The organism is Micromonospora coerulea (assembly GCF_016598485.1).
Classification (GTDB): Bacteria; Actinomycetota; Actinomycetes; order Mycobacteriales; family Micromonosporaceae; genus Micromonospora; species Micromonospora coerulea.
This window is the reverse complement of the sequence record NZ_JAEMUW010000017.1, coordinates 1-24,679: the sequence shown is the minus strand read 5'-3', so window position 1 is coordinate 24,679 and position 24,679 is coordinate 1. Positions and strand designations below refer to the sequence as shown.

The window sequence follows — 24,679 nt, the reverse complement described above, 5'->3', positions numbered from 1 at the left end:
GCGGCAGCGGTCTCAGCCGCGCCGCGCCCGCCAGCGACGGAACGCGTAGCGGATCCCGCTGGCCAGGAAGAGCGCCCCGCTGGCGAGCAGCCAGCGGGCCAGGAACGGCTGCTGGTCCTGCCCGGTCGCCGCCAGGTAGGTCTCCCGGCCCTGCCGGAGGATCCCGGGCAGGTAGACGAGGAACAGCAGCGCGGCGGCCAGGGCCGGCACGCGGAGGTGGTTCAGCAGCGACGGCCCGGACGCCGGCCGGGCCCGCCGCTCGCGCACCGCCGTCCGCAGTGCCCAGTCGGCGGCCGCGTACATCGGGAACAGCACGAGGTCGTGGGCGACCACCGCGCCGACGAACCAGAGCAGCATCCGCCCGGCGGTGGCCTCCCCGGCGAGTCGCAGCGCCACCCAGGCGGCGACCGCGAAGCAGCCGACCAGCAGGAGCAGGTGCCACCCGGACGCACCGTACGCGGCCCGGAACCGGGCCCGGAGATCACGCATGGGGACGCCCGCGGAACTCGATCTCCGTCACCCACTTGGTGCAGTGCACCCCGGGCAGCGCGGGCACGATCACCCGAGCCGGATAGCCGTGGTCCGGGGTGAGGTCCGCGCCGTTGACCGTCAGCGCCAGCAGCGAGTCGGGGTCGAGGACCTGGTTCGCCTGCAGCGTCGCCTGGGCGAACAGGCCGGCCTTCTCCAGGGACCGGACGTGGGCGGAGCCGGGCCGGTCCGCCCCGACCAGCGCCGCGAGGTCGCGCAGGCGTACCCCGGTCCAGGTCTGCAGCGTCGACCACCCCTCCACGCAGGCGATCGGCAGTCGCGCGGTGTGCTGCGGCATGGCCAGCAGGGCGGCCCGGTCCAGGCTGGCCTGCCGGCCCTCGGCCCGCAGCGTCAACCGCCAGTCGGGTCCGGTGTCGGCGGCCCCGACACCGGCGGCCGCCGCCGTGCGGTTCACCGGGAAGCCGGTGGGGCCGGTGCCGGGCTGCCGGCCGCGGGGCAGCAGCAGCGCGGTGCGCCGCCACGAACCGTCCAGGCTCTGCCCGACCGTCAGCCCGGCCAGCAGCAGCGACAGGCCACCGACCAGGGCGAGTGCCCCGCGCCGGCTCACCGTGGCCGGGTCCGGGTGGCTCGCCACCAGCCCGTCCGGGTCCGGCGGCTCCGGTCGGGTGCCCGCCCGGGGGACGGCCAGCTCGGCGCGCGCCGGCCGGGACCGCAGCGCGGTGCGTAGCCGGGACAGCCGCAGCGCCACGTGCACGACGAGCGCGGCGACGAAGACCCAGGCGCCGAAGTAGTGCGCGGTGTAGAAGTCGAAGCCGAACAGGTAGGCGTACTGGATGTTCAGCAGGCCGGTGGCGATCTCGAAGAGGATCCCGCCGACCAGCAGCAGCAGCGAGAGCCGCTCCAGCACCTGGGCCAGCGAACGGGCCGGCGGCCAGTCGAACAGCTTCGGGATGACCGACCAGAGCTTGCCCAGCACCACCGGGACCAGCGTGATCCCGAGGGCCACGTGCAGACCCTGGGTGACCCGGAACAGCCAGGACGGCCGGGTCGGCCAGTCGAACTGCGGCAACCGCAGCCAGCCGACGTCCCGCGGGAACGCCTGGCCGAACTGCGGGCCGTAGGCGAGATAGTCCAGCAGTCCGGTGAGGAACACCAGCGGCAGGCCGACGAGCAGCACCAGGCCGAACACCGAGGTGAGCCAGGGGCCGCGCAGCGGGCTGCGCCAGCGTTCGCCGACGCCGCGCAGGCCGGGCGGGGGATGGTCGGCCAGCGCCGCCCAGCCGCGCCGGGGGTAGCCGTACCCCGGGCGGTCGGGGGTGGCGTCGGGCCGGCCCGGGCGGTCCCCGTCGGAGGGCGTACGGTCGGCGCTCACGGTCCTCCTCCGGGCGGTCGACGGGCCGGGCCACCAGCGGCCGGCTCCACTTCGGCAGGCTACGGGCGGCGCGGGAGGCCCGGCGCGACTTGCCCGATTACGGAAGGCTTACCGGCGCGGGCGCCACCGGGACGGCAGATGTTGTGGAATGACTACGGCTGCGGCAACCCGGCCCGCCACGCCGGCCCGCCGCCCTACGCTGGCCGGCATGCGCGTACTCGTCACCGGCGCGGCCGGTTTCGTCGGATCACAGGTCGCCGACCTGCTCGTCGCCGAGGGGCACGAGGTGGTGGCGCTGGACGCCCTGCTGCCCCAGGCGCACGGGGGCGAGCTGCCGGAGTGGTCGCGGCGGCACGAGCCGGTGATCGGTGACGTCCGCGACGGTGGCCTGCTCGACCGGCTGCTGCCGGGCGTCGACGCGGTGTGCCACCAGGCCGCGATGGTCGGGCACGGGCTGGACCCGTCGGACGCGCCGGCGTACGCCGGCCACAACGACTACGGCACCGCGGTGCTGCTGGCCGCGATGCACCGGGCCGGCGTGACCCGGTTGGTGCTGGCCAGCTCGATGGTCGTCTACGGCGAGGGGCGCTACGAGTGCGCCCGGCACGGCGGGGTCCGCCCCGCCCCGCGCCGGGCCGCCGACCTGGCCGCCGGCCGGTACGACCCGACCTGCCCGCACTGCGCGGTCACCCTCACCCCGGCCCTGGTGCCCGAGGACGCCCCGCTGGAGCCGCGCAGCACGTACGCCGCCACCAAGGTGGCCCAGGAGCACCTGGCCGCCGCCTGGGCGCGGCAGACCGGTGGCGGGGTCTGGGCCCTGCGCTACCACAACGTCTACGGCCCGCGGATGCCCCGCGACACCCCGTACGCCGGGGTGGCCTCCATCTTCCGCTCGGTGCTGGCCGCCGGCCGCCCGCCGCGGGTGCTGGAGGACGGCCGGCAGCGGCGGGACTTCGTGCACGTCACCGACGTGGCCCGGGCCAACCTGTTGGCGCTGACCACACCGCCGCCGGAGCCCCTGACGCCGGTCAACGTCTGCTCCGGCGAGCCGCACACCGTGGGCGAGTTGGCCGCCACCCTGGCCGCCGCGATGGCCGGGCCGGTGCCGTTGGTCGTCGGTGGCGCCCGCTCCGCCGACGTGCGGCACGTCGTCGCCGACCCGCGGCGGGCCACCGACCTGCTCAGCTACACCGCCCGGGTCGGGTTCGCCGACGGGATCACCGCCTTCGCCACCGACCCGCTGCGCGAGCCGGCCGCCGTGCCGATCTGACCCGTCCCGCCGGTGGTGGGACCGGCGGACCGCCGGCCCGGCCGGCTCAGGAGACCGTCCACAGCAGGTGGTTGACCGCGAGCGCGGTCGCCGCCTGCCCCGCGAACCACCAGCGGCGGGTCGCCGGCGGCAGGTGGGCGGTGGCGACCAGCAGCCACACCGCGAACGGCAGCCAGATCCGCTCCACCTCCGCCTTGCTCAGCCCCGACAGGTCACCGGCGAGCACCGCCACCGCCGCGGCCACCGGCAGCAGCACGGTCGGCGCGGGTGGGCGCCGGAGCAGCGCCCAGGTGCCCGGGGCGGGCCCCGACGGTGGCACCGGGGCGTACCCGCCCCGGCGGAGCGTCGCCACCGCCCGGCGCAGGGCCGGCCCGAGCACCGGGCCCGCCGAGAGCAGCAGCGCCGCGACGTTGGCCCACACCCAGTAGCCGTACGGGCGGTCGGCCGCCCAACCCTGGTGGTAGCGCTCCACCACCAGGTCGTACCCGTCCCACCAGCGGAAGCCGGCCACCGTGACGGCCGCCACCACCGCCGCCACGCCGGCCGCGGCGGCGAGCAGCGCGGCGACCCGGCCGGCCGGCCGCAGCGCCAGCACCGCCAGCGCCAGCACCCCGACCAGCACGAAGCCGTACGACAGGTACAGCGCGCCGCCGAGCAGCAGCCCACCGGCGGCCGGCGCGACCCGCCCGCGCACCGCGAGCAGGGCCAGGCCCGCCGCGACCACACCGGTGAAGAGTCCGTCGGCGGAGGCACCCACCCAGACCGCGCCGGGCAGCAGCACCAGGAACGGCAGCACGGCCCGGGCGGCGTCGGCCGCGCCGAGCGCCCGCAGCGCCACCGGTACCGAGATCGTGACGCTCGCCCCGACCAGCACGCAGGCCAGCGCGGCGGCCGCCCCGCCACCCAGTCCGACCCGGTCCAGCCCGACGAAGACCAGCAGCGCCCCGGGTGGGTGACCGGCGGTGTGGGTGGACCACGAGTCCGGTTGGAAGTCCAGGATCCGGCCGGTGAACCCCGCCAGCGTCGCGCCGACGTCGGTGACCCGGGGCACCTCGTACAGGTACTCCGCCTGCGTGGTGAGCCGGTCGGCGAACCCGGTCGACCAACCGTCGACCAGGGCCAGCGACAGCGTCCACGCCACCGACGTCAGATAGCCGGCGGCGAGCAGCGCGGCCCAGCCGGCGGTACGGGTCCATCGCCCCCCGACCGCGATCACCGCGCCCGCGACCAGCAGCGCGGCCGGGGTGCCCCAGCCGAGGTGCGGCCGCCAGGTCGCGTACAGCGGGGCGGCGTCGGCGTGCAGGCCGACCCCGCGCGCGTTGAGCGCCGCGCCGACCACCACGGCGAGGACGAGCAGCGCCGCCTCGGCGCCCAGCGCGACCAGGTCGGCCCGACGGCGGTGGACCGGCCCCCGGACGGCGGGCAGCGTGGTCGCTTCCATGTCGACCGGACGGTACGGCCCGCGCGCCGCGGCCGGAGGCGGAACGGCGCAACGTCACCGGCCCGTGGGAACGTCCACCGGCGTACGCCCGATCCGTCCCCCTTCGGACGGGTCGGGTCCTAGCGTCGGCGGTATGCGGACGCAGATCGACGTGGTGCTGCCGTGCCTCGACGAGGCCGCCGCCCTACCGGGGGTGCTCGCCGCGTTCCCGCCCGGATACCGGGCGATCGTGGTCGACAACGGCTCCCGGGACGGTTCACCCGAGGTCGCCGCCCGGCACGGCGCCCTGGTGGTGCGTGAGCCCCGCCGGGGCTACGGCGCGGCCGTCCACACCGGCCTGGAGGCCGCCGACGCGGAACTGGTCGCCGTGCTCGACGCCGACGGCTCGTTCGACCCGGCCGAGCTGCCGGCCCTGGTCGCCCCGGTGGCCGATGGCGACGCCGACCTGACGGTGGGCCGGCGGCGACCGGTGCGGGCCGGCGTCTGGCCGTGGCACGCCCGCGCCGGCACCGCCCTCGTCGCGGCGCTGCTGCGGCACCGGGGCGTACCGCTGTGGGACCTCAGCCCGATCCGGGTGGCCCGCCGCGCCGCACTGCTCGACCTGGGCGTCACCGACCGCGCCTTCGGCTACCCCCTCGAACTGCTGATCCGTGCCGCCGCCGCCGGCTGGCGGATCCGCGAGCTGGACGTGCGCTACGCCCCGCGGGCCGCGGGCACCCGGTCGAAGGTCTCCGGCTCGGTCCGCGGCACCCTGCGCGCCACCCGCGACTTCGCCGGCGTGCTGCGCAGCGTCCGATGACCGTCCTGCTGGTGATGGCCAAGGCGCCGGTGGCCGGGACCGTGAAGACGCGGCTCTGCCCACCGGCCACCCCGGTGCAGGCCGCCCGGATCGCCGCGGCCGCGCTCGCGGACACGCTGAACGCGGTCCGCGGCACGCCCGGCACGACCCCCGTGCTGGCGGTGAGCGGACGGTTCGAGGACGCCGAGCAGGGTGCCGCGCTGGCCGCGGTCCTCACCGGCTGGACCGTCCTGCCGCAGCGCGGGGACGGGCTCGGCGACCGGCTCGCCCACGCGCACGCCGACGTGGCCGCCGCCTGGCCGGGTCTTCCGGTCCTGCAGATCGGCATGGACACCCCGCAACTGACCCCGGCGCGCCTGCGGGCGGCCGTCCGCCGGCTGGCCGGGGCCGACGCCGTGCTCGGCCGGGCGGTCGATGGCGGCTGGTGGGCCCTCGGGCTGCGCGACCCCCGGCACGCCGAGGTGCTCCGGGCGGTGCCGATGTCCAGCAGGCGGACCGGGTGGCGCACCTGGGTGGCCCTGGGGGAGCGGGGCCTGCGGACCGCGCCGCTGGCCCGGCTGCGCGACGTCGACGAATGGTCCGACGCGCTCGCGGTCGCCGCGCAGGTACCGCAGAGCCGGTTCGCGCGAGCGGTCGCGGAGTTGCGACCCACCCACCTGGATGGGCGACCGTGACCATCGGGACCCGCGCCACCGGCCCGCACCCTCTCGGCGGCCGGACGACGGTGGTCCCCGGCGCGCTCGACGCACCGGTGGCCGGCCGCGTCGAGCCGGCGGCGGACGACTTCGCCGCCGTGCTCGACCACCGGCCGGGCCGGCACTGGCTGCTGCACAGCGACGGCCGGCGCAGCCCGCTGCCGGTCGGTCGCTGGCACGGCCCGCCCGAACCGGCGACCAGGGCGATCGTCGCCCGGTGCGCGGGCCCCACCCTCGACGTCGGGTGCGGCCCCGGCCGGCTTACCCTCGCCCTCACCCGGGCTGGGCACACCGCCGTCGGTGTCGACGTCTCCGCCCATGCGGTACGCCTCACCCGCCGGCGCGGCGCAGTCGCCATCCACCGGGACGTCTTCGCCCCGCTGCCCGGCGAGGGACGCTGGGCGCACGTCCTGCTCATGGACGGCAACATCGGCATCGGCGGCGACCCCGTCGCCCTCCTCGCCCGGTGCCGTGAGCTGATCCGTCGCGACGGCACCGTCATCGTGGAGGTGGAGCCGCCCGGGCCCGGCCTCTGGCGCGGGCACGCCCGGCTCGCCACCCTCGCCGCCGACGGTGCGCTGCGCCGGGGTGGCGTGTTCCGCTGGGCCCGACTGGACGCGGTCGCGGCGTACGACGTGGCGGCCGCCGCAGGGCTGGTGGTGCCGGAGGTGTTCAGGTCCGGTCGTCGCTGGTTCGGCGAGTTCGCCGTCCCGGCCCGGCGGGGGTGAGCGCAGCCGGCGGGTGGTCCGCCGCGTCTGGCGGGACGGGGCACGGGCCGGACTAGTCGGGCGGGTACCGGGTAGGAGGGGCCGTGGACTGGCCCACGCGCTCCGGCCGGCCCGGGGACGGGCCGTCAGCGGCCTGGCCGCTGCGGCGGGCCGGGAGGTTCGCGGAGCGTACGAGCGGCTGCGGACCTACTTCATCGTCGCCCTCCAGGCCGGCGTGGCCGCCGGGCAGTCCTCGTTCATCGCCGGCACCGTGCTGGAGAACCCACAGCCGCTCTTCGCGCCCGCCGCGGCCGTCGGCACCATCGCCGCCGCGATCGGCAACCGGATCCGCCGCACCGCGGAGTTGCTGGCGGGGGTGATCCTCGGCGTGCTCGCCGGCGACCTGATCATCGAGGTGATCGGCGCGGGGCCCGTGCAGACCGGTCTCGTGGTGGCCCTGGCCATCTCCGTCGCGGTGATCTTCCGCGGTGGCGGCGCGGTGATGGTGCAGGCCGGCAGCACGGCCGTGCTGCTGGGCACCGTCTCCCCGGCCGGGCCGGACATCGCCGTGCCCCGGACGGTCAACGCCCTCGTCGGCGGCGGCGTGGCCGTCGCGGTGGCGCTGCTGATCCTGCCGCTCAACCCGGTCCGCACGGTGTACCGGGCGGCCGGCCCCACCCTGGACCTCTTCGCCAACCAGCTCACCGTCGCCGCGCGGGCGGTGGCGGAGCGGGACGGCGACCGCGCCGACGCGGCGATGCAGCGGCTCGAGGCAGCCGAGGTGGAACGCCGGCAGACCACCGAGATCGTCGCGGCGGCGCGCGAGGTGGCGGTGCTGTCGCCGTGGCGCTGGCGGCGGCGCGCGGTGTTGCGCCGCTACGAGCACGCCGCCGAACACCTGGAGCTGGCGTTCACCAACAGCCGCAACATGGTGCGGCGGACGGTCGCCCTGCTCGACGCCGGGGAGCCGGTCCCGGACGAGCTGCCGGCCGCGATCGAGCACTTCGGGCAGTCGTTGCGCCTGCTGCACCGGGACTTCCTGGCCGGCCGTACGCCCGAGATCGCCCGGTCCCGGGCGGGCCTCGCCGCGGCGGAGGCCCGGCAGGCGCGGGCGGCCGGCCTCGGCTTCTCCGGCATGATCGTCGCCTCCCAGCTGTGTGTGGTGGTGAGCGAGCTGCTCCAGGCGTCCGGGCTGGCGAAGGCCGAGGCGGATCGGCTGGCGGGCATCTAGGCCGGGTCCTGCCGACCTGGTCCGTCCGCCGGCCGGAGGGGCGGGTCGGCCACCGGGGCGATCGCGATGTCGAGGGCGGTCTCCAGGTAGCTGACGAGCCTGATTATCCCTTTTATCCATCGTCCGTTCGGTTGATACAGCCACGTACTTTGGTCTAGCGTGACTCCTGCGCTCGGCGCTGTTGCAGTGCCGCGCCGACGCCGGACAGGAGGACAGGATGATCACCACGACCACCGCGCCGACGACGACCCACGCCCGCCGCGGCGCGCTCCACGGTGACGAGTCCCGCGCCGGCGAGCTGATCGCCACCCTCGCCGCCCTGCCGCCGGACCACCTCGGCCGGCCAGCCCTGCGCGAGCAGGTGATCGAGGCATGGCTGCCCCTCGCCAACCACCTCGCGCTGCGCTACAGCGGCCGGGGCGAACCGACCGGAGACCTGGCCCAGACCGCCGCGCTCGGCCTCATCAAGGCAGTCGACCGGTTCCACGCCTCGCGCGGGGTGGACTTCGCCGGCTTCGCCATCCCGACGATCCTCGGCGAGATCAAGCGCCACTTCCGCGACCGCACCTGGAACATCCGGGTTCCGCGCCGGCTGCAGGAGCTGCGGTTGCGCATCTCCGAGGCCAACGGCGCACTGGCGCAGACGCTGAACCGGGCACCCACGGTCGCCGACATCGCCGCCCACCTCGACCTCACCGAGGAAGAGGTGCTGGAGGGCCTGGAAGGCGCTCGCGCCTACCACGCCGTCTCGCTGTCGACGCCGGTCGGCGACGGTGCCAGCGCGACCGAGCTGGCCGACACCCTCGGCGCGGAGGACGGCGAGTACGAGCTGGCGGAGCTGCGGGTCGCGCTCGGTCCGGCGCTGGCCACCCTCGACGAGCGGGAGCAGAAGATCCTCACCCTCCGCTTCTACGGAAACCTGACCCAGAGCGAGATCGCTGCGCAGGTCGGGGTGTCCCAGATGCACGTCTCCCGGCTGCTCGCCCGGGCGCTGACCAAGCTGCGCGGCCAGCTCACCGAGGCATGAGTCCGGGCGGGGCCTGACGAGCGGGCCGCGCCGCCGTCTCGAGCAGGCCGTGCGCGGCGGTGACGCCGGGTCGCGGGGGCGACCGCTGGCCACCGCCGCGTCAGTGGTCCGCTGTGCCGCCAACTTCCCGGCGGGTCGCCGGCTCCCGGTCGCCCCACGGGTGGAACCTGTACATACTTTCGCAGTTGACGTTGCTCCGGACGGGCCGCCGTCCGGCTGTTTCCTAATGAGGCGGTAGTGGTGGTCGAACAGACGGTCCCGCGGCGACGCGACGCGGCTCCCGGCGCCAGCGGGCCGATGGCCGACCCCGGCCTGCGGCAGTTGCTGGCGGGACTGACGGCGGTCCGCGACGGCGACTTCGGTACTCGACTGCCGGAGGACGCCGACGGTCTGCTCGGCGAGATCGCCACCGTCTTCAACGGCATGGTCGACCAGCTGTCCCTGTTCACCTCCGAGGTCACCCGGGTCGCCCGGGAGGTGGGCACCGAGGGGCAGCTCGGCGGCCAGGCGGAGGTGCCCGGGGTGTCGGGCACTTGGAAGGACCTCACCGACTCGGTGAACGCCATGGCCGGCAACCTCACCGACCAGGTCCGGGACATCGCCGAGGTGGCTACGGCGGTGGCGCGGGGCGACCTGTCGCAGAAGATCACCGTCGACGTGCGGGGCGAGATCCTGGAGCTGAAGATCACCATCAACACGATGGTGGACCAGCTGTCGTCGTTCGCCGACGAGGTGACCCGGGTGGCCCGGGAGGTGGGCAGCGAGGGTCGACTGGGCGGCCAGGCCGAGGTGCCCGGCGTCGCCGGCACCTGGCGGGACCTCACCGACTCGGTGAACTTCATGGCCGGCAACTTGACCAGCCAGGTCCGCAACATCGCCCAGGTGACCACCGCGGTGGCCCGGGGCGACCTGTCGCAGAAGATCACCGTCGACGCGCGCGGCGAGATCCTGGAGCTCAAGAGCACCATCAACACGATGGTGGACCAGCTGTCGTCGTTCGCCGACGAGGTAACCCGGGTGGCCCGGGAGGTCGGCACCGACGGCCGACTCGGCGGTCAGGCCCAGGTCAGCGGCGTCGCCGGCACCTGGCGCGACCTCACCGACTCGGTCAACTCGATGGCCGGCAACCTGACCGACCAGGTCCGCAGCATCGCCCAGGTGGCCACCGCGGTGGCGCGGGGCGACCTGTCGCAGAAGATCACGGTCACCGCGCACGGCGAGATCCTGGAGCTCAAGAGCACCATCAACACGATGGTGGACCAGCTGTCGTCGTTCGCCGACGAGGTGACCCGGGTGGCCCGCGAGGTGGGCACCGAGGGGCGCCTCGGTGGCCAGGCCGACGTCAAGGGTGTCTCCGGCACCTGGAAGGACCTCACCGAGTCGGTGAACGTCATGGCGGACAACCTCACCGCCCAGGTGCGCAGCATCGCCGAGGTCACCACCGCGGTGGCCAAGGGCGACCTGACCCAGAAGATCCGGGTCGACGCCCGCGGCGAGATCCTCGCCCTGAAGGAGACCATCAACACGATGGTCGACCAGCTCTCCGCGTTCGCCGACGAGGTGACCCGGGTGGCCCGCGAGGTGGGCACCGAGGGTCGCCTCGGCGGTCAGGCCCGGGTCTCCAACGTCGGCGGCACCTGGAAGGACCTGACCGACAACGTCAACGAGATGGCGAACAACCTCACCAACCAGGTGCGCTCCATCGCACTGGTCGCCACCGCCGTGGCCCAGGGCGACCTGAGCCGGCAGATCACCGTCGAGGCCAAGGGCGAGGTCGCCGTGCTCGCCCAGACCATCAACACGATGGTCGGCACCCTCGGGGCGTTCGCCGACGAGGTGACCCGGGTGGCCCGCGAGGTGGGCACCGAGGGCCGCCTCGGCGGTCAGGCCCGGGTGCCCAACGTGGCCGGCACCTGGAAGGACCTGACCGACAACGTCAACTCGATGGCGAACAACCTGACCGGTCAGGTCCGCAACATCGCCCAGGTCACCACGGCCGTGGCCCAGGGCGACCTGACCAAGAAGATCGACGTCGACGCGCGGGGCGAGATCCTCGAACTGAAGACCACCATCAACACGATGGTCGACCAGCTCTCCAGCTTCGCCGCCGAGGTCACCCGGGTGGCCAGGGAGGTGGGCAGCGAGGGCCGGCTCGGCGGCCAGGCCGAGGTCGAGGGCGTCTCCGGTACGTGGAAGCGGCTCACCGAGAACGTCAACGAGCTGGCCGGCAACCTCACCCGCCAGGTGCGCGCCATCGCCGAGGTGACCAGCGCCGTGGCCACCGGCGACCTCACCCGCTCCATCACCGTCGACGCCCCCGGCGAGGTCGGCGAGCTGAAGGACAACATCAACTCCATGGTGGAGTCACTGCGCGAGACCACCCGCACCAACCAGGAACAGGACTGGCTCAAGACCAACCTGGCCCGCATCTCCGGGCTCATGCAGGGCCACCGCGACCTCGAGGTCGTCGCCGGCCTGGTGATGAACGAGCTCGCCCCGCTGGTCGCCGCGCAGCTCGGCACGTTCCTGCTGGTCGACGAGACCGCCCACGGCGCCGGCCTGCGGGTCGTCGGCGGCTACGGGCACGACGCCACCCGCCGCCGGTACGCCCTGGGCGACTCCCTCGTCGGGCAGGCCGCGCTGAGCAAGCGCGCGATCGTGGTGGACGCCGTCCCGGCCGACTACGTCACCGTCTCGTCGAGTCTGGGTGCCGCCGCGCCGCTGCACCTGGTGGTGCTGCCCGTGCTCTTCGAGGACCAGGTCCTCGGGGTGATCGAGCTGGCCAGCATGAGCCGCTTCACCGAGGTCCAGCGGGACTTCCTCGACCAGCTCACCGAGACCATCGGCGTCAACGTCAACACCATCGTCGCCAACGCCCGTACCGACGTGCTGCTCACCGAGTCCCAGCGGCTCGCCGCCGAGCTGCGCGCCCGCTCGGAGGAGCTGCAGGCCCGCTCGGAGGAACTGCAGCGGTCCAACGCCGAGCTGGAGGAGAAGGCGGCCCTGCTGGCGCGGCAGAACCACGACATCGAGACGAAGAACTCCGAGATCGAGCAGGCCCGCCAGGAGCTGGAGGCCCGGGCCCAGCAGCTGGCCCTCGCCTCGAAGTACAAGTCGGAGTTCCTGGCCAACATGAGCCACGAGCTGCGTACGCCCCTGAACTCGCTGCTCATCCTGGCCCAGCTGCTGGCCCAGAACCCGAACCGGAACCTGACCGGCAAGCAGGTGGAGTACGCCACCGTCATCCACTCCGCCGGCACCGACCTGCTCCAGCTCATCAACGACATCCTCGACCTGTCGAAGGTCGAGGCCGGCAAGATGGACATCAACCCGGAGACTTTCGACCTGTCGGTGCTGCGCGACTACGTCGACGCCACCTTCCGCCCGCTGACCACCCCGCGCGGCCTGGAGCTGGACATCGTCACCGGTCCGGGCGTCCCCACCCAGCTGCACACCGACGAGCAGCGGCTGCGCCAGGTGCTGCGCAACCTGGTCTCCAACGCGGTGAAGTTCACCGAGCAGGGCCGGGTGCAGCTGCGCATCGAGCGGGCCCGCCCGGACGAGCTGCCCGGCGGCATCGAGCTGGGGAAGGAGCCGATCATCGCGTTCCGGGTCATCGACACCGGCATCGGCATCGCCGAGCAGCATCTGTCCGCCATCTTCGACGCCTTCCAGCAGGCCGACGGTACCACCAGCCGACGGTACGGCGGCACCGGCCTGGGCCTGTCGATCAGCCGGGAGATCGCCCAGTTGCTCGGCGGTCAGATCACCGCGCAGAGCGCCCTGGGCCAGGGCAGCACCTTCACCCTCTACCTGCCGGCCACCGCTACCGGGCCGCTCGCTTCCGACGGCGCCCCACTCGCGGTCGCCGGCCCGCCGCCGGCGTCGGCGTCGGCGGAGAACCACCGGCGGCCGGAGCCCCGCCGGCTGCTGGTGCTCGAACCGCACGACAAGGGGCTGCTCACGCTGCTGGCCCAGGGCGTCGCCGCCGATACCGGGGCCACGGTGGAGGTGTCGACGGCGGTGGACGCCGCCTCGGCGATGGAGGCTCTGACCGCGCACCGCCACCGGCTCCTGGTGCTGCGGCTGGACGCGGCCGACGACAGCGCCACCGGCCTGCTGAGGGCGTTGACCGACAACCCCGACCTGCGGGGCCTGCCCGTCCTGACGTACCACGGACAGCCGCTGACCTCCGCGCAGGAAGGCCTGTTGCAGGCGCTGGCCAACGACCGGCCGATGGAGCTGCTGCGCAGCCTCGACGAGCTGCGCGAGCGGATCGCCCTGCACCTGACGGCGGACACGCCGGAGCGCGTCGTGCCGTTCCCGTCGCCGGTCGCGGACCGGACCACCGTCAGCGACCCGCTCGCCACGGCGCTGACCGGCCGCAAGGTCCTCGTGGTCGACGACGACGCCCGCAACGTCTTCGCGCTGACCAACATCCTGGAGCTGCACGGTATCGAGGTCGTCTACGCCGAGGACGGCCGCAAGGGCATCGAGACGCTGATGCGCCACGACGACATCGACCTCGTCCTGATGGACGTGATGATGCCGGAGATGGACGGGTACGCGGCCACCGCCGCGATCCGCGCCATGCCGCGCTACGCCGACCTGCCGATCATCGCGGTCACCGCGAAGGCCATGCACGGTGACCGGGAGAAGAGCATCTCCTCCGGGGCCAGCGACTACGTCACCAAGCCGGTCGACGCCGACGATCTGTTGCACTGCATCCACCGGTGGCTCGACAGCTGAGCCGGCGGGTCGACCACCCGGGCGGCGCCGGGTGCCGGCGGGCGTTCAGTTCGGGCGGTCGGCGGGACAGGAGTCGTCGGGGTCGACGGCCCGCATGACGCGGCGACCGATTTCCCGCAGCTGCCGCTGCTGCGCCCTGGTCAGCGGGTCGAAGACCAGCCGGCGGACCTCCGCGACGTGGCCGGGGGCGGCCTCGACGACCTTGGCCCAGCCCGGCTCGGTGAGGATCGCCAGGGTGTAGCGGCCGTCGGTGGGGTCCGGGGTGCGCCGTACCCAGCCGCGCTTCTCCAGCCTCCCGACGACCTGGGAGAGCCGGGACAGCGAGCCCTCGGCGAAGATCGCCAGTTCGCTCATCCGCATGGTGCGTTCGGCGGACATCGAGAGGCCGGCGAGCACCTGGTACTCGAAGTGGCTGACTCCCGCCTCGCGCTGCAGTTGGGTGTCGAGCGCCCCCGGCAGTCGGACCAGCATGCTGAGCAGGGCCAGCCAGGTCTCCTGCTCCTCGGCGTCCAGCCAGCGCGGCTCCCGCGACGTCTCCATGGTTCGAGCATAACTTCACGCCTGAAGTGACGCCTGGCACCAATTACTTGAAGGTTGAAGTAACGGCGCGTACGGTTCGCTCAACGCTTGAAGTCATAACCGGTGGGAGCCGTCATGAACATCGTCCTGTGGGTCATCGCCGCCGTGCTCGCCGCCGCCTTTCTCGGCGCCGGGCTGCTCAAGCTCACCCAGCCCAGGGAGAAGCTGGTCGCCTCCGGGATGGGCTGGGCCGAGGGCTTCAGCGCCGGGACGGTCAAGCTGATCGGCGGGCTGGAGATCCTCGCCGCCGTCGGGCTGATCCTGCCGGCGCTGCTGGACATCGCGCCGGTCCTGGTGCCGCTGGCCGCGCTCGGCCTCGTCCTGATGATGATCGGCGCGGCGATCACCCACGCCCGCCGCAAGGAGTACCAGGCGATCGGGATCACCGTGGTCCTGCTGATCCTGGCCGCCGTCGTGATCTGGGGCCGGTTCGGCCCGTACTCCTTCTGAGCAGCGCACGCGGGCGCCGGTCACCGCTGGCCCGGGTCTGCGGCGACCGGCCCGGCGGCGTCCGATCGCTCCCTAGAATCGCTGCATGCCACGGATCGTGCAGTTGCTGGCCTCGCCCGTGCACCGCTACGTGGGCCGACCCGCGGACGGCCCGGCGCCGGCGCCCCCGGGGGAGCTGGTGTCGGAGGTCCACATCCGGGCGGGCCTCGGCATCGTCGGCGACCGGTACTTCGGCAAGCCGGCGCACCGCGACGCCAGCGTGACGGTGATCGCGCAGGAGTCGCTGCCGGCCGGCGTGGACCTGACCCAGGTCCGCCGCAACGTGCTCACCACCGGCATCGCCGTGGACGAGCTGGTCGGCTCCGTGCTGACCCTGGATTCCGGACAGGGGCCGGTCAGCCTGCGAATCCGCCGGCCGGCGAACCCGTGCGCCTGGATGGACACGGCCATCGGGCCGGGCGCCTGGCGAGCGCTGCGGCGCCGGGGCGGCGTGCGTTGCGTCCCGCTGAACGACGGCACGCTGCGCGTCGGCGCGGTCCAGGTGAGCGTCAGCGACGGTGCAGCCCACCCCGGCGTCCTCCCGCAGGGGTGACCGCGGGCCGCGAGGCCGCCGGCGCGCTGCGCGGACCGCCCGGCGCGCGGGCGGCAGCGGCGCCGGACACCTCTCGACCTGCCCGTAGTTGCCTTTTGGCAACGGTCGCGAAGTTTCTGATGATGTGTAGCCTCCAACCGTGACCGAGGACCCCGTGGCAGCCGAGCCGAGTCATCCGACTCCGGTGCCGGCCACGGTTCCGCTACTGTCGCAGGACTTCACCGGCCCCACCGTCACCGCCCTGCGGCACCGGCTGGCGGCAGCGGTGGCCGGCGCGGGACTGGTCGGCGACGCCGGCTACGACTTCGTCCTCGCCGTGCACGAGCTGGTCACCAACGCGGTACGCCACGGCGGCGGAGCCGGCCACCTCGACCTGCGCCGCCAGGACGACGTGCTGATCTGCGAGGTCAGCGACCACGGCGCCGCCCCTGGCAGCCTGCCGGTGCGGCTGCCGGCCGTCGACGTCGCCGGCGGACGTGGCCTGTGGCTCGCCCACCAGATGGCCGATGGGCTGATCCTGGCCAGCGGGCTGCACGGGATGACCGCCAGCGTCACCGTCTGCCTGTCGCCCGCCGACGGCCCGGAGGGCGTCACCGCCGCACCAGCTCACGCCGATCCGGCGGAGGACGACGAGCGGTGACGCAGCCGCCGGCCTGATCCGCCACGGCCGGCGGGGCAGCGTGCCCGGCGTCGCGGGTGTAAATTTGGCGAGCCGGCTCAGGCGGTTCCCCCCGTGATCGCCTGAGCCGGCCCTGACATCCCCGTCGACGCGCTGTGCCCAGCCGCCGCTGCGCCGCACCTGCTCCCGGTAGCGGCCGTCGTACTCGTGCAGTGCCAGCCAGGACCGCCAGCCGGCCGCCGCGTTGTCGACCCGCTCGGCGTCCAGCGGCACGCCGTGGCGCGGCGCGGGCAGTCCCGCGATCGGCGCATCCGCCAGCCCGCCGCACCGGCCCCGGATTGGACGTGTCGAGGGTGGGAACGCGGCACGCCGGTGGTCCGCAGTACGAGGAGGAGACATGACCGACTCCGACGACCGTCACCAGCGGGCCCTGGACACCGCGGCGCAGCTTCTCGGCACGCCGCTGGTGCTTCCCCTCGGCGCCGGCGAGTCGGCCGTCGGGGCGGACTTCCGGCGACTGGCCACCATGCAGACCTTTGGCGACTCGTGGCCGCGTCCCGGGCTGGACACCCGCAGCCGCGCGCTGATCTCCGTCGCCGTCGCGGCGACCCTCGGCACCCACGAACCGCTGCGCGGGCAGCTGCGCATCGCACTGAACTCCGGCGTGACCAAGGAGGAGATCGTCGAGCTCTTCATCCACCTGGCCGCGTACGCGGGGGCGGCCCGGGCGTTCGACGGTTACCAGATCGCGGTGGCGGTGTTCGCCGAGAGCGCTTGAGCCGGCGGTAACATCGGGTCGCGGCGCCCGGCGGCCGGGTCAACGCGGCGGTTCGTGGCGGAGGTCGTCCAGGTGGTCGCGGCGACGGCGCGGTCGGCCCGTCCACCCGTCGGACTCCGGTGACTACGCTGCTGTCATGTCAGACGCTGGGGTTGGGGGAGGGCGCGCCGCGGCCCCGGCGGCTCCGCCGATCGCGCCGGTCGTGCAGGAGATCCTGTCCGCGATACCCGCCGGTTGTTCGTGGCTGCTGCCGCTGATCGCCGATGACGGGCGGGTCGTCGACTTCCGGGTCGCGGCGACCAGCGGGCAGGCACACGACCTTTACGGTCGGGGTGCCGCCCGGATCGGTGCGCGGCTCAGCGAGCTCTATCCGAGCATGGTCGACGGACCGCTCTGGCGGACGTACGAGCGGGTGCTCGCCGACGGTGGGCCCGAGCGGGTGCCGGACTTCCGGTACGCGGAGAAGCGGGCGGGGATCGTCGCGGACTCGCTGTTCGACGTGAGCGTGCACCGGGTGCTCGGCGGGCTGCTGGTCTCGTGGCAGCGGCTGGACGAGGACGAGCGCCGGATGGCGCGCCTGGAGCTGCTGGGCAGCCTCGGCTGGGCCGAGTACGACGTGGCCACCGGGCAGAGCCGCTGGTCGCCCGGCATGTACCGGATCTTCGAGCGCGACCCGGCGCTGGGGCCGATGTCCCGGGCGGAGCAGTCCGCGGCCATCGTGCCCGAGGACCACGGCCTGCGGGAGGCCGCCTGGCAGACGCTGGACAGCGGGGCGACGTCCGACGTGACGGTGCGGTTCCAGCCGGGTGCGTCGGTGAAGTACCTGCGGATCCTCTCGGACGTGGCGCGCGACGCCGACGGTGCGCCGTTGAAGATCTACGCCGTCGTGCAGGACGTCACCGCCCGGGTGGGCTCGCGTACCGAGATCGAGCGGCTCGGCGACCAGTTGCGGACCCGCGAGATGACCGCGCTGGCCGAGCACCGGCTCGCCGGGCAGTTGCAGAACCTGATCCAGCCGGTGCCCCGGGAACCGTTCCGGCTGGCGGGGCTGGAGGCGACGGTCGACTACCTGCCGGCGGAGAGCGCCCTGCAGGTCGGCGGCGACTGGTACCACGCGCAGACACTGCCGGGTGGGCAGGTGGTGCTGGCCGTCGGCGACGTCGCCGGTCACGGTCTGGAGGCGGCCAGCGGAATGGCGCACCTGAGGTTCGGGCTGGTCGCGTGGCTGTCGATCGGGGTCCGCGATCCGGCCGCGCTGCTCGGGCATCTGAACCAGCTCTGCTGGCAGCTGAAAATCACCGGGACTGCCGTGGTCGCCGTCTTCGACCCGGCGACGAAGGTGCTGTCCTGGGGGCGCGCCGGGCATCCGGTGCCGCTGCTGGCCCGGGCCGGCCGGGCCTGGCAGCTCGACCGGCCCGAGGGCATGCTGCTCGGCGCCGTCGAGGCGGCCAGCTATCCCCTCGCGAGTCCTCGGCTGCACCCCGACGACCTGGTGCTCTTCTACACCGACGGGCTGGTGGAACGGCGGGTGGGCGGGGTCGACCTGCTGGGCCAGGTGACGCGGACCCTGGCGGAGCTGTCGGCGCACGTCGACGAGGAGGTGTTGACGCGGTTGCCGGGCAAGCTGCACCGGGCCAGCCCCGACGACGACACCTGCACCGTGGCGGTCCGGGTGCTGGCCTGACCGGATCCGTCAGAGCGCGAGCCGGATCCGCACCACGGTGCCGCTCGGGCCCCCCGAGACGCTGACCTCGTCGCAGATCCTCTCGACGATCGCCAGCCCTCGCCCGCGTACCGCGTCGGCCGCTGGCATGCTGCGTCCCAACGCGCGTACCGGCCCCTGGTCGACGACCTCGCAGACGAGCCGGCCCGTCTCCGCCCACAGGCGTACCCAGCCGCCGCCGGTGCAGTGCTGCAGCGTGTTGGTGGCCAGCTCGCTGACCGCCAGCGCCAGCAGCTCCACCCGGTGCGTCGGCAGGCCGCGCGCCAGCGCCCGCGAGCAGACGAACGCGCGCACCGCCTTCAGGTCGGTCGGTTCGGCGTACGAGATGATCTCCGGCGTGGTGGACGGTGCCGGCGGATCCGGCTCGGCGGTGGCCCCGGGGCGGTCGACGGCCATCAGCTCTGCGGGCGGTCGTCGTCGATCGGGGGCCGCAGCAGGTCGCCGACGCCGGTCAGCTCCAGCACGTTCGCGACCGCCCCGGTGGCGTTGACCAGGTGCAGCCGGCCGCCCTCGCGGCGGGCGGCGTGGTAGGCGGTGACCAGGCCGTGCAGGCCCGTCGAGTCCAGGAAGGTCAGCCCGCCCGCGTCGACCACGACCACCGGACGGCTGGCCACGGCGGCCGTCAGGGCGGCGGTCAGCGCGTCCCGGACGGCCAGGTCACACTCCCCGTTCAGCACCACGACCACCTGCCCGGCCTCGACGGAGGTCCGGGTCTCGAAGCGCGTCATTCGTCAGCAGCACCCTTCCCGACGGGGGCGTCAGCTACCCAGGGCACATCATGTCACCTACCGGCATTCGCGCCACCGCTCACCGCCGCACGGCATGGGCCTCCGGCCCGTGCCCGCCCCCGGGTCCGCCGCAGTAACCGGTGGTCCACTGTGGGACCGGATCTTGTCCGTCCCCTGTAGATTGCCCCGGTTCTAGCCGCGGGTGCAGCCGGCCCGGTTGTTGTAGTTGTTGCGGTAGTGGTAGATGAGCCCTGCGTCGATTGCCCGTTGTTCCGGACGGACAGCAGGTTCGACGTCAGTGCCCACGAGCACCGGACGTTGCCGTTGGCCCAGTCCGGGCGGTCGCGACGAGGTCCCGCACGAGATGTGTCGCCGCGTCCGCCGCCGCGGCCGGGTCGACGCGGCCGGCGCTGCCGTAGAGGCCCTCCACGATCAGCCAGACGCGGTTGGCGAGCTGATCGGGCTCGGTGACGCCGAGGCGGGCGACCAGCCGGTCGATCTCGGCCCGGCTGTCGCGCAGGTAGTCGCGGGCCACCCGGGCGGGCTCGCCCTCGTCCTCCGGGAACTCGGTGAGGTACATCCGGAACGGGCAACCCCGGAACTCCGGTCGCCCGACCGTGGTGGCGATCTCACCGACCAGGGCGAGCAGTGGCGCAGCCGGGTCGTCGCCGGACACCCGGTCGGCTGCCGCGGCCGCGGACCGCTCCCGGTCCCGCCGCCGCGCCTGCAGGTAGGCGGCCACCAGGTCGTCCTTGCTGGGGAAGTGCGTGTAGAGCAGGTTCTTGCCGCACCCGGCGGCGTCGATGACCTGGTTCATGCCCACGGCACGGACGCCGTACCGGTAGAACAGGGCCGCGGCCGTGTCGAGGATGCGTTCCCGGCTGCCCGGGGCCGCCGTGCGGGCCATGGTTCCCTCCCTGTCGCTGGCGTTGTGTCGAGGATAACGGACCGGTCGGTCCGCAAACAGTTGACGGCTTGTGTCGTACGGCGCAGTATCGGACCGGTCAGTCCCGGACCGATCGGTCCGGAACGGGTCGTCAACCGGGAGGCAGCGGTGCGGGACGCGGTCATCGTCGAGGCGGTACGGACCCCGCTGGCCAGGGGCAAGCGGGGCGGCGCCTACACCGGGATCCATCCGGTGGACCTGCACGCGCACGCGCTGCGCAGTCTGGTCGCCCGAATGCCGGGGCTCGACCCCGCGGAGATCGACGACGTGATCGGCGGCACCGTCGCCCAGGTCGGCGAGCAGAGCACCAACACCACCCGGCTCGCCGCCCTCGCCGCCGGTCTGCCCGAGTCCGTGCCGGGCGTGACCGTCGACCGGCAGTGCGGCAGCAGCCAGCAGGCGTTGAGCTTCGCCGCCCAGGGACTCGTCGCGGGCGCCTACGACGTCGTCATCGCGTCGGGCGTCGAGTCGATGAGCCGGGTCCCGATCGGCAGCGCGGCGGTGGTCGATGGCGTCCGGACCGACTTCGCCGGTCCGATGGTCGCCGAGCGCTACCCCGGCGGCCTCATTCCGCAGGGGGTCAGCGCCGAACTGATCGCCCGCAAGTGGGCGCTGTCCCGCAGCCAGCTCGACGAGTTCGCCGCCACCAGCCACCACCGCGCCGCCGAGGCCTGGCGGGAGGGCCGGTTCGCGACCCAGGTCGCGCCACTGCCCGGGGCGGAGCTCGCCATCGACGAGACGATCCGTCCCGACACGACCGTCGAGCGGCTCGCCGGGCTGCCGGTGGCGTTCGCAGACCAGCGCTGGACCCGGCGGTTCGGTCGGCTCGACTGGGCGGTGACGGCGGGCAACTCCAGCCCGCTCAACGACGGTTCTGCGGCCCTCCTGCTCACCACGAGCGAGATCGCCCGGCAGCGGGGCTGGCGTCCCCGGGCCCGCGTGCACACCGCCACGGTCGTCGGTGACGACCCGATCCTGATGCTGACCGGCATCGTTCCGGCCACCGCCCGGGTGCTCGCCCGCGCCGGCCTGACCATCGCCGACATCGACGCCTTCGAGGTCAACGAGGCCTTCTCGTCGGTCGTGCTGGCCTGGCTGGCGGAGACCGGCGCCGATCCGGCGAAGGTCAACGTCGACGGCGGCGCCATCGCCATCGGACACCCGCTCGGGGCCAGTGGAGCCCGACTCGCCACCACCCTCCTGCACGTGCTCGAACGCACCGGCGGCCGGTACGGCCTCCAGACGATGTGCGAGGCCGGTGGCACCGCCAACGCGACCATCATCGAGCGGCTCGACGCCTGAGCCGCCCGGTCCCACCCACCAGCAAACAGCCCGACCCAGCAAAGGCAGGCGATGACCACACCGACGTACGAGGCCACGGACCGGCCGGCCGGATCCACCCCGCCGGCCACCCGGCGTACCGCCACCCGGGGAGTGCCCACGGCCGGCGGCGAGCCGCCGACGGTCGGGGGATCGGCCCTGCTCGGGGTCTTCGCGATTCCGCTCGGTCTCGCCGGACTCGGCGGCGTGTGGCAGGCCCTGCGGACGATCGCGTCGGCGCCTTCCTGGCCCGCCGAGGTGCTGTTCGCGGCCAGCACCGCGATCTGGCTCGCGCTCACCGTCGTCTACGTCGGCCGCGGGGTCCGCCGCGCCGGCACCTTCACCGCGCACCGCCAGCACGCCGTGCACGGGCCGTTCGCCGCCTACCTCCCGGTCATCGGAATCCTGTTGTCCGCGCACTACATCCCGTACCTGCACGACGTCGCCCGCGGTGCCGTGCTCGTCTTCGTGCTCGCCCTCGGCGTGCTCGCGGCGCAGCTCGTGGCCCACTGGCTGCTGGGCAATCTCCCGGTCCAGACCTTCCACCCGGGCTACTTCCTCCCGACGGTCGCGGGTGCCTTCATCGCGAGCATCGGCCTGCACGCCAGTGGCTGGCACCAGGCCGCCGTGTCCGCCTTCGGCGTCGGCATCCTGTTCTGGCTGATCATCGGCACCCTCGTCTTCGGGCGCCTCTTCACCGGCGCTCCCCTGCCGGACGCCGTCAAGCCGTCCCTGGCGGTGCTCGTCTCGCCGCCAGCGGTCGCCGGTATCGCCTGGCTCGCCATCGCCGGCGGCCGGATGGACAGCGTCGGGTACCTGCTGCTCGGCATCCTGCTGATGATGCTGCTGGTCCAGGTGATGTTTTTGCCGGACTACCGGGTGCTGACCTTCAACCCGAACTTCTGGGCCTTCACCTTCCCGGTCGCCGCGTCGAGCAACTTCGCCATCCGGTGGCTCACCTCGGCCGAACTCCCCGGCGGGCACACCTGGTCCTGGGCGCTCGCGGCGCTCGCGACCGCCTTCGTCGGTGCCATCGCCGCGGCCACGGTGGTCACCAGCTACCGGCAGCAGATCGCCGGGCGACGTTGACCGCCCGTGCGTGCTGGCCAGCGCGAGTTTCCCGCCGACAACCGGGCCGCAACGGCGTAACGGGGATCCCTTGTGCGGGGACGGCACCCTGACCCGTAGAGTCGCGCCGTGATCGAGATCGACATCGCGGTCGACCTATCCCATCCCGCCCATCTGGTCTGGCGCGCGTTGACCGACCGGGAGCTGGTCGCGCGCTGGTTCACCGAGGTCGAGGCGGTGGCCGAGGGAGAGGCACGGCTGCTGTTCCACACGGCCGAGCTGGCCGGCTACGACGCCTCGGTCGACGCCGAGGTGACCGAGCGGCGGGAGCCGGAGCTGCTCGCGCTGCGGTGCGACGAGGCGGGCCGGGTCACCCGGTTGACCTGCGCCATCATCCCCACCGCCGCGGGCTGCCGATTGGCGGTGCGCGAGGTCCTCGAGCACGGCCGGTGGCCGGCGGAACAGCGGGCCGGCCGCGAGCAGTACTACGACCAGACGCTCACCGGGCGGCTGCCGGCCATCCTGGACTGGTTGGCCTTCCAGCAGGTCGACCTGCGCAGCGCCGAGCCGGCGGCGACCGCCGAGCTGCCGGTCACCGTGCTCCCCGCCGGCGGGGCGGCGCGGGCCGGCCGGATCCGTCGGCCGGTGCTGCTCGCGGTGCTGGCCGGCGCGGTCCTCGCCACCGGGCTCGGGGTGTGGGCCGTGCTGCCGGCCGAGCGGCCCGACGCCGCCGCGACGGACCCGGCGCCGCTGAAGATGCCGACCGTCGCATCCGCTACGGCCCGCCCGCCCCGGGCGGCCGTTCCCGCGCGTCCCACGCCGACCGCCGGCACCCGCAGCGCCCGCCCGAGCGCGACCGCCACGGCGGCGCCGTCGCGGGTGACCGCCGCGCCACCGCCGGCCGCCACCGCGACCGCCCGCTACCGCACCGTCTCGACCCGGATCTTCGGCTACACCGGCGAGGTGGTGGTCGACAACGCGGGCACCGCGGCGGTGAAGGACTGGACGGTGGTCGTCACGCTGTCGAAGGGCGGCACGATCGCCAGCGCCACCGGTGCCGACTGGCAGCAGGACGGGCAGGACGTCACCTTCACCGGGCCGCCCGTGGCGGCCGGCCGGTCGCGGACGTTCACCTTCGACGTCCGCGATCCCGACCCGCTCAGCAAGGCGCCCGAGGCCTGCACGATGGGCGACGCCCCCTGCGCGGGTGCCACCCCGGCCGCCTGAGGTTAGGCCACCGGGTCGGGGTCCGCCGCCGCGGCGGCCTGGGCCCGGGCGGCGCGGTGGATGTCCAGCAGGTGGTGCACGCCCTCGTGGACGGTGTGCTGGCCGAGCCAGAGCAGCGTCCGGACCTCCGGTTGCGGCCAGGAGTACACGCCGGTGCGGGCGAGCTCCGCGGGGCCCAGCACGCCGAACCGGGCGGCCAGCTCGTCGCCGGCCCCGGCCAGCTCGGCGAGCACGACCGCCGGATCCTGGTCGTTGTACGCCTCGGCGACGGCGCGTTCGTCGCGGCCCATCGGGACGAATTCCGGTTCCTCGACGGCCAGCGCCAGCGCGAGCCGCTCGCCCTGGACCCGGAGCACGTCCCGGACGTGGCAGGTGTACTCCAGCGGCGACCAGACCCCTTCGGCCGGCCGCCGCCGCGGGTCGCGTACCTCAGTCAGGGCGGCCGCGTACCGGTCGGCGAGGCCGCGCAGGAGCTGCGGCACCTCCGCGGCGGGCGCACTGGCGTAGACGAAGGCGCATTCGTCGCAACGATTCACGGCGCCAGGGTAGCGGGGCCCCGATCAATTGACAGTGACCAACCACAGGCCGGGAAGCGTCTCTGGTTCCCTGTGCGATCCTCGGCAAGCCGGACATCCGGCTGGCGCTACCGTCCCGGTTGGTTACGGGGGTGGCATGCACGTGGCGGTGGAAGCCGCGGCCGAGGGCTGCCCCGCGGACCCGGTGAGGGTGTCGCGGAGCGGTGGTGGGAACCGTGTGCGGCACCTGGCTGACCGGCCCTGACGGGTTGGTTTCCTGGGGTGTCCGTCCCGCCGGACGCTGACCGGAAGATCCCGACGGGGATTCTGCCGGGGCGGGAACCTGCCGTCGCA

At 74.1% G+C, this 24,679-nt stretch carries 23 protein-coding genes; 15 read left to right on the top strand and 8 right to left on the bottom strand.

The annotated features are described in order from the left end of the window. Positions 1–12 precede the first annotated feature (12 nt). On the bottom strand, positions 13–489 hold the full coding sequence (locus I8N68_RS21325; protein WP_200212981.1) for a hypothetical protein: 477 nt from the start codon (positions 487–489) through the stop codon (positions 13–15). Continuing rightward, positions 482–1,861, bottom strand: coding sequence for a molybdopterin-dependent oxidoreductase (locus I8N68_RS21320; RefSeq protein ID WP_200212974.1), 1,380 nt, complete (start codon positions 1,859–1,861; stop codon positions 482–484). Before I8N68_RS21320 ends, I8N68_RS21325 begins: the two co-directional genes overlap by 8 nt. A gap of 208 nt (positions 1,862–2,069) precedes the next feature. On the opposite strand from I8N68_RS21320, the gene I8N68_RS21315 reads away from it, so the two are divergent. After that, on the top strand, positions 2,070–3,131 hold the full coding sequence (locus tag I8N68_RS21315; protein WP_200212967.1) for an NAD-dependent epimerase/dehydratase family protein: 1,062 nt from the start codon (positions 2,070–2,072) through the stop codon (positions 3,129–3,131). 46 nt (positions 3,132–3,177) lie between these two features. Here I8N68_RS21315 and I8N68_RS21310 read toward each other — a convergent pair whose 3' ends face one another. Beyond that, entirely contained in the window at positions 3,178–4,572 is a 1,395-nt protein-coding gene (locus I8N68_RS21310; RefSeq protein ID WP_200212954.1) for a hypothetical protein, read from the bottom strand. Positions 4,573–4,705: 133 nt separating this feature from the next. Between I8N68_RS21310 and I8N68_RS21305 the strand changes: the two genes are divergently transcribed. The 6 genes from I8N68_RS21305 (at position 4,706) to I8N68_RS21280 (ending at position 13,780) form a co-directional block, all read left to right on the top strand. Beyond that, entirely contained in the window at positions 4,706–5,371 is a 666-nt protein-coding gene (locus I8N68_RS21305) for a glycosyltransferase family 2 protein (protein WP_200212947.1), read from the top strand. After that, the gene (locus I8N68_RS21300; protein ID WP_200212941.1) at positions 5,368–6,045 is read left to right on the top strand and encodes a TIGR04282 family arsenosugar biosynthesis glycosyltransferase; all 678 of its coding nucleotides are present in this window, start codon (positions 5,368–5,370) and stop codon (positions 6,043–6,045) included. The genes I8N68_RS21305 and I8N68_RS21300 overlap by 4 nt, the downstream gene beginning before the upstream one ends. Continuing rightward, positions 6,042–6,794, top strand: coding sequence for a class I SAM-dependent methyltransferase (locus tag I8N68_RS21295; RefSeq protein ID WP_372433786.1), 753 nt, complete (start codon positions 6,042–6,044; stop codon positions 6,792–6,794). The genes I8N68_RS21300 and I8N68_RS21295 overlap by 4 nt, the downstream gene beginning before the upstream one ends. Positions 6,795–6,807: 13 nt before the next feature. Next, a complete protein-coding gene (locus I8N68_RS21290; protein WP_307812909.1) occupies positions 6,808–8,004 on the top strand; it encodes an FUSC family protein in 1,197 nt (398 codons plus the stop codon). Positions 8,005–8,221: 217 nt separating this feature from the next. Beyond that, complete coding sequence (locus I8N68_RS21285) at positions 8,222–9,031, top strand: SigB/SigF/SigG family RNA polymerase sigma factor (RefSeq protein ID WP_200212932.1); 810 nt, start codon at positions 8,222–8,224, stop codon at positions 9,029–9,031. 297 nt (positions 9,032–9,328) lie between these two features. Beyond that, complete coding sequence (locus I8N68_RS21280; RefSeq protein WP_200213414.1) at positions 9,329–13,780, top strand: HAMP domain-containing protein; 4,452 nt, start codon at positions 9,329–9,331, stop codon at positions 13,778–13,780. 45 nt (positions 13,781–13,825) lie between these two features. Here the strand turns inward: I8N68_RS21280 and I8N68_RS21275 are convergent, their stop codons facing one another. Continuing rightward, positions 13,826–14,320: a MarR family winged helix-turn-helix transcriptional regulator gene (locus I8N68_RS21275; protein ID WP_200212929.1), complete on the bottom strand. Its 495-nt coding sequence runs from the start codon at positions 14,318–14,320 to the stop codon at positions 13,826–13,828. Between the two features lie 114 nt (positions 14,321–14,434). Between I8N68_RS21275 and I8N68_RS21270 the strand changes: the two genes are divergently transcribed. The 5 genes from I8N68_RS21270 (at position 14,435) to I8N68_RS21250 (ending at position 18,482) form a co-directional block, all read left to right on the top strand. After that, on the top strand, positions 14,435–14,809 hold the full coding sequence (locus tag I8N68_RS21270; RefSeq protein ID WP_200212915.1) for a DoxX family protein: 375 nt from the start codon (positions 14,435–14,437) through the stop codon (positions 14,807–14,809). 85 nt (positions 14,810–14,894) lie between these two features. Beyond that, a complete protein-coding gene (locus I8N68_RS21265) occupies positions 14,895–15,401 on the top strand; it encodes a molybdenum cofactor biosysynthesis protein (RefSeq protein WP_200212909.1) in 507 nt (168 codons plus the stop codon). A gap of 139 nt (positions 15,402–15,540) precedes the next feature. After that, positions 15,541–16,041: an ATP-binding protein gene (locus tag I8N68_RS21260; protein WP_200212903.1), complete on the top strand. Its 501-nt coding sequence runs from the start codon at positions 15,541–15,543 to the stop codon at positions 16,039–16,041. A 376-nt stretch (positions 16,042–16,417) separates the two neighbouring features. Continuing rightward, a complete protein-coding gene (locus tag I8N68_RS21255) occupies positions 16,418–16,798 on the top strand; it encodes a carboxymuconolactone decarboxylase family protein (RefSeq protein WP_200212896.1) in 381 nt (126 codons plus the stop codon). A 136-nt stretch (positions 16,799–16,934) separates the two neighbouring features. Beyond that, on the top strand, positions 16,935–18,482 hold the full coding sequence (locus I8N68_RS21250) for a PP2C family protein-serine/threonine phosphatase (protein WP_200212881.1): 1,548 nt from the start codon (positions 16,935–16,937) through the stop codon (positions 18,480–18,482). A 9-nt stretch (positions 18,483–18,491) separates the two neighbouring features. On the opposite strand, the gene I8N68_RS21245 is transcribed toward I8N68_RS21250, so the two are convergent. From I8N68_RS21245 to I8N68_RS21235, 3 genes are all read right to left on the bottom strand, one after another. Further along, positions 18,492–18,917, bottom strand: coding sequence for an ATP-binding protein (locus I8N68_RS21245; protein WP_200212866.1), 426 nt, complete (start codon positions 18,915–18,917; stop codon positions 18,492–18,494). Further along, positions 18,917–19,249, bottom strand: a complete 333-nt coding sequence (locus I8N68_RS21240) for an STAS domain-containing protein (protein WP_200212860.1) — start codon at positions 19,247–19,249, stop codon at positions 18,917–18,919. The genes I8N68_RS21245 and I8N68_RS21240 overlap by 1 nt, the downstream gene beginning before the upstream one ends. A gap of 295 nt (positions 19,250–19,544) precedes the next feature. Then, entirely contained in the window at positions 19,545–20,156 is a 612-nt protein-coding gene (locus I8N68_RS21235; RefSeq protein WP_200212856.1) for a TetR/AcrR family transcriptional regulator, read from the bottom strand. Between the two features lie 147 nt (positions 20,157–20,303). On the opposite strand from I8N68_RS21235, the gene I8N68_RS21230 reads away from it, so the two are divergent. The 3 genes from I8N68_RS21230 (at position 20,304) to I8N68_RS21220 (ending at position 23,810) form a co-directional block, all read left to right on the top strand. Then, positions 20,304–21,497, top strand: a complete 1,194-nt coding sequence (locus I8N68_RS21230; RefSeq protein WP_200212854.1) for a thiolase family protein — start codon at positions 20,304–20,306, stop codon at positions 21,495–21,497. A gap of 51 nt (positions 21,498–21,548) precedes the next feature. Continuing rightward, positions 21,549–22,604, top strand: coding sequence for an SLAC1 family transporter (locus I8N68_RS21225; RefSeq protein WP_200212852.1), 1,056 nt, complete (start codon positions 21,549–21,551; stop codon positions 22,602–22,604). Between the two features lie 108 nt (positions 22,605–22,712). After that, positions 22,713–23,810 (top strand): cellulose binding domain-containing protein, encoded by a 1,098-nt coding sequence (locus I8N68_RS21220; RefSeq protein WP_200212850.1) that lies wholly within the window; start codon positions 22,713–22,715, stop codon positions 23,808–23,810. A 2-nt stretch (positions 23,811–23,812) separates the two neighbouring features. Here I8N68_RS21220 and I8N68_RS21215 read toward each other — a convergent pair whose 3' ends face one another. Next, positions 23,813–24,346, bottom strand: coding sequence for a DinB family protein (locus tag I8N68_RS21215; RefSeq protein ID WP_200212848.1), 534 nt, complete (start codon positions 24,344–24,346; stop codon positions 23,813–23,815). Positions 24,347–24,679: the final 333 nt, after the last annotated feature.